11 protein-coding genes are annotated in these 15,192 nt (G+C 39.6%); 8 read left to right on the plus strand and 3 right to left on the minus strand.

Annotated features, from left to right (window positions below; translation table 11 throughout):
• The coding region (locus tag DS2_RS05360) for a FimV/HubP family polar landmark protein (RefSeq protein WP_035013649.1) at positions 1–1,025 on the plus strand (1,025 nt) is incomplete at its 5' end.
• Between the two features lie 47 nt (positions 1,026–1,072).
• Here the strand turns inward: DS2_RS05360 and DS2_RS05365 are convergent.
• Positions 1,073–1,684: a GntR family transcriptional regulator gene (locus DS2_RS05365; RefSeq protein WP_035013650.1), complete on the minus strand. Its 612-nt coding sequence runs from the start codon at positions 1,682–1,684 to the stop codon at positions 1,073–1,075.
• Positions 1,685–2,248: 564 nt separating this feature from the next.
• Here DS2_RS05365 and DS2_RS05370 point away from each other — a divergent pair.
• The 5 genes from DS2_RS05370 (at position 2,249) to DS2_RS05390 (ending at position 11,738) form a co-directional block, all read left to right on the plus strand.
• The gene (locus DS2_RS05370) at positions 2,249–5,968 is read left to right on the plus strand and encodes a TonB-dependent receptor domain-containing protein (RefSeq protein ID WP_035013651.1); all 3,720 of its coding nucleotides are present in this window, start codon (positions 2,249–2,251) and stop codon (positions 5,966–5,968) included.
• A 54-nt stretch (positions 5,969–6,022) separates the two neighbouring features.
• Positions 6,023–8,098 carry a hypothetical protein gene (locus DS2_RS05375; protein ID WP_152537546.1) on the plus strand — a complete coding sequence of 692 codons (2,076 nt, stop codon included), beginning with the start codon at positions 6,023–6,025 and terminating at the stop codon, positions 8,096–8,098.
• 81 nt (positions 8,099–8,179) lie between these two features.
• Entirely contained in the window at positions 8,180–9,727 is a 1,548-nt protein-coding gene (locus tag DS2_RS05380) for a tryptophan halogenase family protein (RefSeq protein WP_035013653.1), read from the plus strand.
• A 39-nt stretch (positions 9,728–9,766) separates the two neighbouring features.
• Positions 9,767–10,471, plus strand: a complete 705-nt coding sequence (locus tag DS2_RS05385; RefSeq protein WP_035013654.1) for a SapC family protein — start codon at positions 9,767–9,769, stop codon at positions 10,469–10,471.
• 70 nt (positions 10,472–10,541) lie between these two features.
• A complete protein-coding gene (locus DS2_RS05390; protein WP_035013655.1) occupies positions 10,542–11,738 on the plus strand; it encodes a DUF6786 family protein in 1,197 nt (398 codons plus the stop codon).
• On the opposite strand, the gene DS2_RS05395 is transcribed toward DS2_RS05390, so the two are convergent.
• Together DS2_RS05395 and DS2_RS05400 are read right to left on the minus strand one after the other, a co-directional pair.
• The gene (locus DS2_RS05395) at positions 11,728–12,354 is read right to left on the minus strand and encodes a LysE family transporter (RefSeq protein ID WP_035013656.1); all 627 of its coding nucleotides are present in this window, start codon (positions 12,352–12,354) and stop codon (positions 11,728–11,730) included. The two genes, DS2_RS05390 and DS2_RS05395, sit on opposite strands and share 11 nt — an antisense overlap.
• Positions 12,355–12,504: 150 nt before the next feature.
• Positions 12,505–13,176 carry a putative glycoside hydrolase gene (locus DS2_RS05400; RefSeq protein WP_235188549.1) on the minus strand — a complete coding sequence of 224 codons (672 nt, stop codon included), beginning with the start codon at positions 13,174–13,176 and terminating at the stop codon, positions 12,505–12,507.
• A gap of 250 nt (positions 13,177–13,426) precedes the next feature.
• Between DS2_RS05400 and DS2_RS05405 the strand changes: the two genes are divergently transcribed.
• Positions 13,427–13,702, plus strand: a complete 276-nt coding sequence (locus DS2_RS05405; protein WP_035013658.1) for an HU family DNA-binding protein — start codon at positions 13,427–13,429, stop codon at positions 13,700–13,702.
• Positions 13,703–13,839: 137 nt separating this feature from the next.
• Entirely contained in the window at positions 13,840–15,186 is a 1,347-nt protein-coding gene (locus DS2_RS05410; protein ID WP_051479643.1) for a hypothetical protein, read from the plus strand.
• Positions 15,187–15,192 lie beyond the last annotated feature (6 nt).

Genomic DNA, 15,192 nt, shown 5'->3' on the forward strand with positions numbered 1-15,192 from the left:
TACTTGCGGAAGATTTTACTGAAGAAGACGCTGCGGAGTCACTAGAAGACACATCTGAACTAGATGAAGTAGCTGATGTTGAATTAGAAGCTGAGCCAGAGTCTGACATTGCTGCAGATTCAGATGAAGCAGAATTAGCTGATGAATTCACTGAAGAAAACGCAGAAAAACAAGCTCAAGAAACTGACGACGAGCTTTCAGTTGAGCTAGACGATGATTTACTTGCGGAAGATTTTACCGAAGAAGACGCAGAGCAGTCACTGGAAGAAACATCTGAAGCAGATGAATTAGCAGATGTTGAATTAGAGGTTGAACCAGAATTAGACGCAGTTGTAGACCTTGATGAAACTGAAACAACTGATGATTTGGACTGGGATAGTTTATTAAATGACGAAGATGAATCAGATATCGACTTATCAGTAGATGAAGATTTTGATATCGAGTCGCTGTTAGAAAGTGAACCAGAGCCATTCGATCAAGATGTTATCGCGCAAGACAATGCTCAAGATCAAGCAATTGAACTTGATGCTGATATGCAAGAAGTTGCGGACTTCGAAAATGCAAATTTTGATGAGTTATTAAATGAATTATCTTTAGATGAAAGTTCACCTTCATTAGAATCCACCGACGATTTAGACATGGATAGTTTACTGGCGGATGAATCAGTAGACGAAAACGATGTGCTTATTGAAGATGTTGCCGAGATTGATAGTAACTCTGACGATTGGGTCGATGTCGATTCACTGTTAGAAGAACTTGAAACTCAAGAAAGCAGCGAAGAGCCATATACCAAACCTATTGATGATGTTGGGTTAGACGATTTTATTGCCAAAGAAGACATTCAAAACGTCGATGTGGATCTTGAAAATGCCAATGGAATGCAGGCTAAACTCGATCTCGCGATTGCCTATATGGAGATTGACGATACAGATTCAGCGCAATCAGCGCTTGAAGAAGTGATTAAAGGCGGGGATGCAGAGCAACAAGCTGAAGCACAAATACTGCTGGATAAATTAACAACTTAAATTAGCATCTAACCTAGTATGGCAAGCAGACTAAAACCTGCCTGCCACTACTTTATATTTTTTCGCATCGCAGCCGTTAGGCTCGCCATATCATTATTTCTCATCGCATTTAAAATCAACCTATGCTCATCAACCAAGTGAGAAGATGATTTTATTCTTTTGTAATTCATGCGCATACGCATAACAATGGGATACCAAATGTTGGTTAGATCTTCACCGCCCGCCAACTCAACTAAATATTGATGGAACTCAATATCTGTTTTAGTTACCTCAGTAAATTCCTGCTTATCGAAATACATTTGCATACGATCAATAATTTCTTCAAGCTCAGCAAGTTGTCGCTCATTGATGCTTAGCATGGCTTGTTTAACTGCATACTCTTCAATTTTTCTTCTAAGATTGATGGCTAGCTTTTGCATTTCAGTGGGTAACGGACTATTGACCGAGGAACCAATATTACTACGGCTTACCAATAAACCTTCTTTGGTTAGTTTAAGCAACACATCTCTTATTGGCCCTCGAGAAACGCCAAAGCGTTCAGCTAAGCTTTGCTCATTCAATTTGGTATGCGGTTTTAACGCCCCAGAAATAATGTCAGAGCGAAGCGCATCAGCAATTTGCTCTCTAACAGGAATAATTTTATTTGCTCGCGTATTCATTTAAATCTCGCATTGGTTTTTGTTAACTGTTTACTTTTGTTTTTTAACTTGGTTTTAAAGTAATTTTCGCCATTCGTCAAATAAAATTAAACAATCTCTGGTAAAAACGAACAAATTTAATAGGTGAGGTTATGCAAGAAAATATGTTAATTATATGTTTCTGCAAACCAAGAGCTATCAACGTCTAACATGGGTTGAAAATATTTTATTGTTGATGGTTTAGATTGACTCTCCATGGTTAACTAAAAAATGACGGTAAATCAGTTTTTTAGATTCATTTTAAAAATTAAATGCAATAATTTATGTTGGTATATTTAGCTTTCTAATGAAGATCTATTCAAAACTTGCAATATAGCTAACTGCGACTAATTTAATAAAATGTTACTCAAAGTATAAATTTACTTTGAAATTTTGGTTGATTTGGTGGATTGTTGACAATATACTGTTTGTATGTATTTTGTTAACTCTATCGCTTAATACATATTACTTAAGTACACAATCAGAATAAATAAGCACCCAATTGGGCAGTTTATTTTTTGATAAACCCTCAGTGGAGAGTAAGAGATGTCAACAACAAGAGAACGATTCAAACTAAGTGCTCTTACGCTTGCCGTAATGACAAGCATGAGCATGCAAGCGGTCGCAGCAGAAGATGACTCAGCAGACAAAGAGCAAGAAGAAGATGTTGAAGTTATCGAAATTAAAGGTTTTAGAGGGAGCTTAGCTAAGTCAATTAATGACAAGCGTTTCTCGAAAAACATCGCAGATACTATTAATGCGGAAGACGTAGGTAAAAATGCCGACCAAAACATTGCTGATGCCTTAGGTCGTGTAACAGGTGTGTCTATTGTTAGCCGTGATGGTGAAGGCGCGCAGGTAACTATCCGTGGTGCATCATCTCAGCAAAACAACATTACCTTGAATGGTCAGCAACTAACTTCAACTGATTTTAGCCAAGCGGTTGATTTAAGTTCGTTCTCAGCAGATATTTTGTCTCGTTTAGAAGTTGTTAAAACCTCTAGCGCTGATCACGATGAAGGTTCACTGGGTGGTAGTGTTAACCTAGTGACAATACGTCCATTAAATCGTGATGCAACCCGCACCGGTGAAATTCAAGGTCGTTATAATGATTTAGCTGAAGAAACTGATCACAAAGTTCAGTTTACTATCACAGAAAAGTTCCTAGATGATACTTTAGGGGTTGCATTTACTGCCTATAACGAAACAAATACCATTCGCCGTGACCAATACCGTATTGATAATTTTGTTGAATCACTCGACTTTTTAGCAGCAACAGATCAAAACGGCAATGTATTAAATAATGTTCGTGGTATAACTCACTCCGCAACCATGTATGAGTTGATTCGCAATAATACCGACAGAACGGGCATGACTTTAGGTTTACAGTGGTTACCAGGTGATGCAACAGAGGTGATGTTTGATGTAACCTACAGTGAGCAAGATTATGAGCGCACACTTGATGGCTTACGCACCCGAACAAGCTCAAGTGCTGGGTTTGTTGAAGGTGAATTGAATGTACCAAACTATAGCAAGAATGCTGATTATACTTCGCCGTTTACCGACCCTTTTGCAGATTGGATTGGTATTGACACTGAAACTAATACATTAACTAAGAATGTGGGTCGTTTTGGTCAAGGTGACATCACACGTTCAGACGGTGGTGACAAACAAAGTAATTTAAGTACAACTTTAGACATCAAACATTCTTTGACTGATGATTTAGAAATGAGCGTGAAGCTAGGTTATTCACGCAGCAAATCAAATAGTATTCCAGATAATGCATATACAAATATGCAAAACTTCCATCAAGTACCGGGTCCTTTATTGTATCGTGCAGGTAAAAATGTGGTTCCTGTGGGTTACGACTGTACTATGGGTGACTGCCAAATTATTGCTGGCAGTAACATTAGTAATTTAGGCACGCATGTTAGTTCAGAAGGTTTTGTTGACGAAGAAGGGATCGCACGTGCAGGTTGGTGGGACAATGAAAACGTATTAACAGGCTTTAATCCTGCGGATTCAAAAACTTTCCATTTAGGTTTTATTTCGACCAGTGATGTAACTGTACAAGATGAACTTGCGAATGCACAGTTAGATTTCGACTGGTATGTAGATCTTGGCCCAATTACTACTTTAGAGTTTGGTGTTAAATTAAGTGAACGTGAAAAGTTTGTCGATAATCAAAACTATCGTTTCTCTTCTTCAAATCAAACCGCGGTATTTGAAGACCCACAATCGGGCGAAAAATTTATCATTCAAGCAGGTGGCCTAGCGGATATTCGTGCAAACTTAATTGCTCGTGACGACGGTTTGGGTGTTGACGATTTTATGCAAACTCTAGGGTATGAATCAAACAATATTACCAATGGGTTTGTACCAATTGACATTAAAAAAGCACGAGATCTTATCTTAAGTGCAGAAGACACTGTGTATAACGTTGATGATACCGAAACGCGTAAAACCAACTTAGATACACAAGCGTTATACCTAAAAACCAACTTTGAACTACTGGATGGCAGATTAACGGGTGACTTAGGTGTACGTTATGTGAAAACCGAAGTTGAAACTCAAGGTTTTGCTGGTATGTCTAAATTCAGTCACCGTGATTTTAATTTAGCTCGTGAGTTTGAATTTAAAGATTTAATCGACCTGCGCGATACCTCTTTACCAGAGTGTTATGATGTCGGTGAACGTGACCAAGGTTACGAGAAAAAATTCAGCCGTGTAGATGGGTTGGGTTGGGATACCTCTTCTGGGCCAGAACCATCACAGTGGACAAAAATTCCAGATCAAGGACCATGTCACGACCCGTTATACGCCGACTGGTATGCCGTTAAATCTTCCGACCCTAGTGCAACTGTTTATCCAGATGACTGGGCTGATGAAAGTTTGCGTGGTGCAGATTTACCAGCAATGGGTTGGGATTACATGTGGCGTTATGCTCGAATTGACGGCACACACTTTAATGAATTTGGTGATGCTAGCTTGACTAGTGCCCCTTGGACATTAGATCCAAATGCAGCAATTGCAGCGAACGACACTGTTGCATTTGTTCCAAATGAAGTGAGAGACACAAGTGTACTTTCTCTGCCAGCTACAGGCTCTCATTCTTATACAAACTTATTACCAAGCATTAATTTGAACTTTGCATTTACCGATGACTTAGTTGGTCGTTTTGCAATGTCTAAAACCATGACTCGACCTGAGATTGATCAATTACGACCTGGTTTCTCAATGAAACAAAACACCTATTGGTCGGGAACAGATTCAAACGTCGGCAGTAGCTTAACCATGTTTAACACTAAGCTAGAGCCACTTGAATCTAACAATATTGACCTTTCATTAGAGTGGTACTTCAACCCAACGTCAATGTTGAGTGTTGCTATTTATCAAAAAGACATGAAAAACTTTACTGATACAGTAAACGACTTGTACTACATTCGTGACTTCACTCAAGATGAAGGCGCAGTTGATGCAAGCACACTTAAGTTGGCGAGAGCGACTCTGGCCGATGAAGATGATGAGTTATTGAAAGACTGTTTATCATTGATTGGTGTTGCTGACTACGCATTTAACTCGGCAAATGAAAACGCGTTGACCAATAACTACGACTTACTTTGTGACACCTATAATGTTGCGGAATATGTCAATGGTGATGGTGCAACCATTACAGGTATAGAGTTTGGTTACTCACAAACTTATGACTTCTTACCAGGGTTCTTAAGTGGTTTAGGCGTTTCAGCCAACTATACTTACCAAAAATCTCAGTATGACACTGATTATGCTGATGAAGAAAAAACCATCAAGTTGCCTGAGTATCCGGTAGCGGACACACCAGAGCATACTTATAACTTTACAACATTTTGGGAACAAGACGGCAATCAAGTTCGTTTAAGTTACCGTGGTACAACTGACACGCTTGTGGGTATTGATTGGAATACTGGCTTGCGTGGCCGAACTTGGAACCAAGGTAGTTTATGGAACGAAGGTCGAGATTCATTAGATTTATCTGCAACTTACAAAGTTAATGACAATGTATCGATTAGTTTCCAAGCAGTTAACTTATTAGATTCAGAATATCGCCAGTACTTCACCAGTCGTACTTTACCTGTTGAGAAAGTCGCTGCTGATAACGAAATGGGTTACACCTATGTTGAGTATAACGAAGGTAACCCATTAGAAGGTGATGCGCCTAAGTCTCGTACTTATGTCAATTACAAAACAGGTACGACTTATCGTTTAGGTGTTCGAGTTAACTTTTAAGAATTAATAGTGTGAGCTTTGAATGCTCACATGTTAAACAATGGTGTAAAGCATATGAATATGATGAAAAAAACACTTTTAGTAAGCGCTGTATTAACTGCACTTACAGGTTGTGAAGAAGATTACAAAGGTAAACCAGCTGCGGGCGAAAATGTGGCGCCAACTCACTCGGGCAATATTTCAGCGACTTTCCACGAGAAAGACTCGGTTAAGCGTGTGTATTTATTGGGTACTACGCAAGGCTTAGCGACAGGCAAAGATGATAATGGTACTTTGGTTGCGACCGACGCCAATGGTGACTATTTACAAATTAAAAACTTACAAGCAAGCACTGAAGACTTAACCGGTTTTGCCATTAATGATGGCATTATTGTTGTTCGTCCGTCAGAGCTGGTTGATAGCTTAGATACGGGTGAAACTAAATCAGTCACATTTACTTACGAGATTTCTGATGGTGACTTGTCAGTTGCACGTACTGCTACAATCAATGTAGAAGGCGAAGATTTTGCGCCCGAGGTCAGTGCAATACCACTGGTTGCGAACTATACCAAGGATGTGACCAGCGGAAACGTAGACTTGTTGTTGGGTGTTACTGATGCAGATAACGAGCCATTAACTGCTAGCAATATTCAAGCAGACTCAAATAATCCATTTGACATCCCTGTATCGATTGATAACAACCAAGCGAGCTTTGATATTGCGAGTGTAAAAAATCAGATACCAGATGGTCAGAAGTTAACTTTTTCATTTAGTTACGATATTAAAGATCACAACCATACGGTTAGCCGGAACTTTACCGTTAATTTGTTAGGTGTATCTGATGTACCAGGCGCGCCGCTAGTTGGTAATTATTTTATCAATGACACGTTGGACGAAACTGCAGAAATAAAAACTTACGATTTAATTGAAGGGGCGATTGATCGAGAAGGTGATGCTATTGTTGTTCAAGACTTTACGGTAAACGGTGACGCAGGATTGGTTTACGGTTTTGAATTAAATGGCACCGACTTAACCTTTAATCCTAGAGCCTTCTTATCAGAGGTTGCAGCCGGTGAATCTAAGCAATTACTGGTTAAATACAAGGTTGCAGATGATAAAGGTAATATCTCTGATGGCGAAAAAGAACTTGCGATTACCTTGAATGGGGTAGAAAGTAATATCTTTGCACAAAATGGTTTTGACTATAATTTTGAGTCATCAAAATCTCTGAGCGAAGATGGAACGGGTTGGCAAGTTCAAGGTTGGCCTGGCGGAGCTGTCCAGAAATTGGCGGCGTCGGCAAGGAGTGGGAGCTTTGGACTAAGCTTTGCCCAAGAATCGGCTGTTAAGTTACCAATGAAGTTAGAGCCTCAACGCCAATATTATTTGTCTACATGGTACAAAAAATCGAGTACCGCTAAACCAGATTTTTTCTTGGTTCAGCCTGAAGGCGCAATATTGTGGAATAATGGGACTCGTCCATGGTTAGCTGCAGCTGATTCATGGCAGGAGGTGATTATTCCAGTCGATAGCACAGATAGCAAATATTCAGACATGACACTTGAAGCTGGTGGGTTTTTATACATCCTAAATGGTTCTGGGGTAGAGTGGACCGACGCTCCTTCCGATATAGATGATGTGAGTTTTGTGGATATTACCAACTTTGGTGGCGAAGCTTATACTGCGTTGGAAACTGGTGTCGGCTCATTTGAAGACCCAGCCGCTACAATTGCCACAAATGGTGAAGGTACAGTTGAAATAAAAGCGTCAGCAAAAAATTCAGGCGAATATGGATTATTTGTGGATACTTCCGGTAAAACTGAATATGCGGTAAATGTTGAACTACCAATTAAAGCGGGCGCTATTAAAGCTGGTGGTCGATATATGCTTGAATTTGATATGCATCATATCAATGGTCCTGAGGCTGCATCTACTGCTTATGATGTAACGATCAGTACTGCAAATGGCCAAGTATTAGCTTATGGTAGCACCTGGGGTAACTGGTATCAGACAACTCGGGTTAATATCAATACTGAAGCAGCAACCGGCTCACCTGATTGGGCCAATGAAGAAGTTAAGTTAACAATTTTGTTAAAAGCAGCAGATGCGCAGTTTAATATCGACAATGTCAGATTGTATGATATTCCGTAAGCTTGTGCATATATGTTAAAACTGTTAAAAGGCTTCGGTTTTATCGACTGAAGCCTTTTTTATTTGGCAAGTAGATTGATTATGGCGATAGTTAAAAGTATTACAATTGTGGGTGGTGGCTCTGCAGGTTGGTTGACTGCAGCTATTATCGCAGCCGCGCACAAACACCGTGTTGAAACTGGTTCTTTGAAAATAACCCTATGCGAATCACCGAATATCCCAAACATAGGCGTCGGCGAGGGTACCTGGCCAACTATGCCTAATACTTTGCAGCAAATTGGTATTTCAGAATCTGAATTTATTCAACGCTGTGATGTATCGTTTAAACAAGGCTCTAAATTTGTTGGTTGGGGTCAAGATGATGGCCAAGGCTTTTACTACAATCCTTTCGATTTACCCCATGGTTTTGCTGAAGGTTTATCTGTTGAGTATTGGCACCACAACAAACTAACTGATTCACTTGCTAATGTGTTTTCTGCTCAGCAATCAATATGTGAGTTAAACAAAGCGCCAAAACTTATCACTCATCCAGAATATGCACACGCTTTAACCTATGGTTATCATTTAAACGCGGGTGCTTTTGTTGAACTATTGAAAGAGCATTCTCTTAACAAATTGGGTGTTAAGCATATATTGGCAAATGTTGAACATGTAGAGCTGGCAACTAACGGCGAAATAAGCCAGCTTCAGCTTGACAATGGTGCAACACTATCGGCGGATTTATTTATTGATTGCACTGGCTTTAAACGCCTACTAATTGCCCAAGCATTGCAGGTTGATTTTAGCCCTTTAAAAAGCTGTTTATTTGCAGATACAGCGCTTGCGACACAAGTTGATTATGCAAGTACGAATGATCCTATCAAGTCTTATACCCAATCAACCGCGCAAACAGCTGGTTGGGTTTGGGATATAGGTTTACCCAGCCGTCGAGGTGTCGGTCATGTATTTTCAAGTGACTTTCAAACAGATGATGCAGCCGAACAAGCTTTAGTTAAATACATTCAGAATACTGGTGGTCAGCCAGCTAACTGTAATATACGAAAAATCAGCTTTACCGCTGGCCATATGAAGAAATTTTGGCATAACAACTGTGTCGCAGTCGGTTTATCTGCTGGCTTTTTAGAGCCTTTAGAGGCATCAGCATTGGTACTGATTGAACTGTCAGCTGCGAAAATAGCAGAAGTTTTGCCCGCTACAACGGAAGTGATGCATATCGCGGAAAATCGTTTTAATCAAACCTTTAAATATCATTGGCAGACGGCGGTCGATTTTTTAAAACTACATTATTTAATGAGCGCTCGAACTGATGAATTTTGGCGAGAGAATAGAAATTCGGAAACTGTGTCTCCACATTTGCAAGCGTTACTGAACCTGTGGAAACATTCGGTACCAAAGATGCTCGACTTTCCAGCCAAAAATGAATTGTTTCATGCGGCAAGTTATCAGTTTGTCTTGTATGGACATAACTACAAGAGTGAATTATTGTTTGAGCTACCCGAACATGAAAAAGCTTATGTGCAGCAAATTATACAACATAATAAACAGCGAATAGCGCAATTAACCAGTGCACTACCAAGCAACCGAGAATTAATAAACAATATTAAAAAATATGGCCTTTCTAGGGCATAATTAAGCAAAATAAAAGCAGGCATAAACTTAGGAAACACAATGACAGATAAAAACGTACAGTTATTAGATAAAACAGTTCACCGCACTTTAACCATAGATACCACTATGGTGGATTTTCCAGAAAACCACATGAATATGGCAATGGTTGTGGTAAATGAACTCAGTACAATAGTGCATGAATACCCTGTTTTTATCGCCAAAAATCCACAGACAGGCCAGTTTATGTTGGGCGCTTTGCTTGGTTTAAAATCTGGGCAGAACTTATTTATCCAAGATGGTAAATGGCAAGCAACTTATTTGCCGCTAGAAGTGTTGCGCCGTCCGTTTCAAGCTATGTTTGACCCAGAAAAACCACAAGAAGGTGGCCGCATTGCAATTGATCTTAATCACCCTCAGGTAGTCAAAGATGGTCAAAAAGTATTTGATGACAAAGGCGAAGCAACAGAGTACTTAAAACGCATTCAGCAAACCTTTGCTGCGTTAATGGCCGGTACTCAGCAAACAACTGAAATACTCACTCAAGCGGATAAAATGGGGTTAATTGAAGGCATTAATATCAATGTTGATTTGCCTGATGGCGAAAAAGCAGCATTAAATGGATTATTTGCTTTTAATCAAGAAGCCATTAGTAAATTGTCAGGGGATGATTTAGAACTAGCGCATAAGTCGGGTATCCTGCAAGTGTGTCACTTAGTTTTGAGCTCAGGTCTTCATTTAGAAAAATTGGTTAAGTGGGCAAGTTAAACAAGGTTTTTACTTTTTCTTAAATTGATATTGTGTATACTGTTGACAATGTTGTTTTCGGGTTTACAGTATGCACAAAGTTCTTTTACCTCTAATTACCGTCACTGTTTTAGTCGCTTGTGTTATACCAAACAAGCATTCGAAAACACCTCTCTTTAGCCACTCAATCGCACTTTTACAAAAGTATTACAACCCAGTTATTTTAGGCTCAGGTAAGCAGCGCTTAATTGTAGTTCCAGAGTTGCAAGGTCGAGTGATGCAAAGTACTAACAACATAGATAAAGATCACGCTTTTGGTTGGATAAACCTAGAATATTTATCTAAACCACATACTAATGCAAATGCGGCTATCGGCGGGGCAGAGCGTTTATGGTTTGGCCCAGAAACAGGTCAATATTCGGTATTTTTTGAGCCTGGAAAGCGACGAATCGCGGATAACATTCGTTTGCAGCCAGCCATGTCTACTCAAGCTTTTAATGTTGTTGAGCAAACTCATAAGAAGGTCATAATGCAAGCTGATATTCAGCTGGTGAACCACAGCAACTTTATATTTAATGCGAAGGTTTTACGCCAAATTGAGTTACTAGATGAACAGCAAATAGAGCATCAATTAAGTTTGCAGCTGCCGAGCAACATTGAATACGTGGCTTTTGCTGCTGAAACGCAATTGACCAATATTGGTGATACAGCATGGGCTCAATCAAACGGGTTATTATCTATTTGGCATTTAAGTGCATTTGAACCAAGCGATAGCACAGTGGTTGTTGTGCCCTTAAAACAAGCAATTGAAAGTGCTACAGAATACTTTTCGCCAATAAAACACAGCCACACAAGGCTAACTGACAATTATTTATTTTACAAAGCGGATGCTGAATATATGAATAAAACCGGTATTGCAGCAGATGCGACTCTACCAGTTATGCTCAGCTACGACCCAACTCGAAACCTTGTTACCCTGATCACCTTTAATATTGATGCTTCGGCCGATGCAACTTATGTCAACTCCACTTGGGTTGGCAATAAGGGCGATTACGAAGGTGAAATCATCAATATCTTTAACGACGGCCCTGATGATTTTGGCAATTATTTTGGCCCATTCTATGAGTTGGAAACTTCGTCAGCAGCTTGGCCGCTTAAACCTAACCAAAGCCAACAGCATTGGCAGCGCACTTATCACTTTCAAGGAGCGACTGCCGAGTTGGACAAAATTACTTTGCGTTTGGTTGGGCTAACGACAGCGCAAATAAAATCAGCTTTTAAACATTAGCCAATACCAGCAGTGACGCAGCAACGACAAACATGCAAGCAAAACAGCGATTCACCTTGATTTGTTGCTGTGGAGAGCTCAGCAGTTTGAGTGAGGTAGCTGCTAAACCTGTATAGCCGCCCATCACCACTAAATCGACAGAGACCATAGTCAAAAGCAAAATTACATATTGAGTGGAAATTGGCAATTGCATGTCAATGAATTGTGGGATTATCGCCAGTAAAAAAACAATGGCTTTAGGGTTTGTCATATTAACCAAAAAGCCTTGTAACACCAACTTGTTGATCCCAACTTTTGCTTGGTTGTTAGTGTTGTCAAACTGAATGGACTGAGGTTGAACTCGCCACTGTATGTAAGCTAGATAAATTAAATAAGCAGCACCAAACCATTTTATCGCTTCAAACAAAGTAGGGGAGTTGGCAACTATGCTCCCTATACCCGCCGCAACTATTAGCATTTGCACTATTATGGCCAGCTGCATGCCGATTACATTCCAATAAGCCGTTTTAAAGCCGTATTTTAGCCCACTAGACATGCAAGCTACAGCACCTGCGCCAGGCGATAAACTGATAAATATGCAACTAATCAAATAAGCTAGCCAGATATCTATATTCATAAAATTTGAAAACCTTTAACGCCAGAAGATAAGCTTGTTGGTCCACGACTAACAAATGTCGCTATAGCGACATTGTGTGGCGATTGTAGCAGAAAAGCGCCATTGTGTTGATGGTGTCGGCTACAACACAATGACGATATAAGAGGGGAGCTATTGTTTTTTACAACCCGTATTGCCTTGTGGCAATCCAACTAAATAAGTCGCAGCAATATCAAATTCCATTTTGCCCTGTGTTGAAATCATAAATATGTCGGTTAGGTTTTTAAAATCAAATTGACCATCTTGATTAAAACAGTTCAGTGGAATGGTTAAATTACTCCACTCATCTTTGGGTAAATTTTTGATTAATGCATTTAATGGTAATTCACTTTTACACTCATTTTTCCAATTACAACGCATACCGATTTTAGCAATAGAGTTTGGATATCTATGCACGCGAACTTCAAGGTTTAATGCGGCTTGATCTTCAACTGAAGAAATATCTACTTTGTGCCCATTTAATGTCAAAATTGAGAACCAAGCTGAATCGGCGTATTTACCACGCCACTTTACGTTTATCGCATCACCTTGTTTATTTCGCTTGGTTGGGGTAACACTTAGGTTACCTTTTTTAGTTTTACCTTGTTGGTTTTCAACTTTTTCACTCCAACTAAACGCGTTACCTAACCCGAGTTTCCATGGGGACACTGGATTCCCTTCCACAATGTAATCTGTTAATGGATTATTTGCGTAACTGATACTTGCGACAGCGAGTGATGATGTTATAAGTAAAAAGTTAACAATGTTTTTGGATTGTCGCATGATTGCGGAAAGGTATAGCATGTTAAACTCCATAAGCATGAGTTGGTTGTCGATTGTAGAATGTATGAAGCTACATTTACTTTTAGAATTATGTAAGTTTTCGCTGATAATGCAAGCCTTACTGACTTGATGTCATTTTATTTCTGGACTTTTATAGCAAAAACTTTAAATTTATTTAAAAATTAGCAAAAAATACCATTGCATTTTGCCGTGAGGTCTTATAGATTGGGCGCTCTCGAAAAAATCAGATGTTAATAACTGAGGAATAATAATGAATAAATCGGAACTCGTTAAAAAAATCGCCGATGGTGCTGAATTATCTCAAGCTCAAGCAGGTAAAGCGTTAAACGTATTAATGGATACAGTAACCGAAGAATTAGCTGCGGGTAACCGTGTTGAGTTAATCGGCTTTGGTACTTTTAGTGTTAAACACCGCGCGGCACGTACAGGTCGCAACCCTTCAACTGGTCAACCAATTGAAATCGCCGCTGCAAATGTACCTTCTTTTAAAGCGGGTAAAAACTTAAAAGACGTTTGTAACGCCTAATTAAGTGATTGGGTCGTTTACTGGAATACGGTGTCGGCCCACTGATTGACTCCTTGCCTGCCTTTATCTATTTCCGTTGTTTTAAAAAATCTTATTTCCGCTAGAATAGTCACATTTAAGTTTGTGGAATCTGTCTTTTGTTATTTCAGCAGTTTTCTTTTGAAAATTATCAATACTTAGCCGAACAACAGCAAATTATTCTAAATTATCGTGCGGATGATTATCAGTTTGCTGAGACTTTAACGTTTGATTTCGCCCAGCAATCTTTTCCTGTATTGGATGATAATATCGATAAGCTGCTAAATTACCTGTTAATTGCGGCTGGTGTTAGTTATTTTAAGCTGAGCCCGTATGCACAAGTTCAGCACGACACAATACCACTTTCAACATTAGCCCAGCAATTTTTTACTCAATTATATCGTTTGGGTTTAGCTGAATTTGCTTATCGAAATAAGTTAGACTTAAGCCACAAGTGCTGTTTTGGCACAGCTGACAAAAACGTTTCAAAACCACGGGCAGAAAAAAAGCGCTCTCGAGCCGTAACACAACAGCATAAAGCACTGGTACTGGTTGGTGGTGGCAAAGATTCGTTGGTTTCTATTGAGGCACTTAAAAAACAGGATGTAGAGGTAATTTTATTCGCAGTCAATCCTGCTCAGCCAATTATTGATTGCGCTAAAGCTGCAGGATTGCCTTTGATACAAGTTAAACGCCAGTTAGACGAGCAACTGTTTTACCTCAATGAGCAGGGAGGATTAAATGGTCATGTGCCCATTACCGCGATTATTAGTTTTATAGCCAGCTTTGTTGCTATCGCATTAGGTTGCGATTATGTTGTGACTAGTAACGAAGCATCCGCTAATGAGGCGACTGTCGTTCACAACGGTATAGAGGTTAATCACCAGTACAGTAAGTCATTAGCGTTTGAGCGGGATTTCAGCCAATTGCTTGCAAGCGAATTAAGTGTGCCATTTCGGTATTTTTCATTACTGCGTCAACAAACAGAAATGCGCATTGTCCAACAGTTTTGCCAAACGGACAAATATGACACTGTATTTACCTCATGCAACAAAGCATTTAAATTACGTGAGAAAAAATCCGATCAGCGTTGGTGTTTGGCATGCCCTAAATGCCAGTTTGTGCATTTAATGTTTGCTGTAACTGATATTTCTGAGCAACGTATGATGGCGATTTTTTCTGGCAACCCACTGTTAAACATAGATTTTATTCCCGATTATCAGTCGCTTGTTGGTTTAACTGCTGAAAAGCCATGGGAATGTGTTGGTGAAAAACTTGAATCTGCCGTGGCTATTTATTTATTGTCTAAACGAACCAACACGAAAAATTGGCCTGTAGTTAAAAACCTTGCACCTCAGGTAATACAAAACTATGGGGAACAACACTTACAGCAGAGTGCAATTGAGTTGATGGCACTACGTGACTCACATTTTATTCCTGAACAATGGGCACATATATTTGCATAGCAAGGA

The organism is Catenovulum agarivorans DS-2, assembly GCF_000568405.1.
GTDB lineage: Bacteria > Pseudomonadota > Gammaproteobacteria > Enterobacterales > Alteromonadaceae > Catenovulum > Catenovulum agarivorans_A.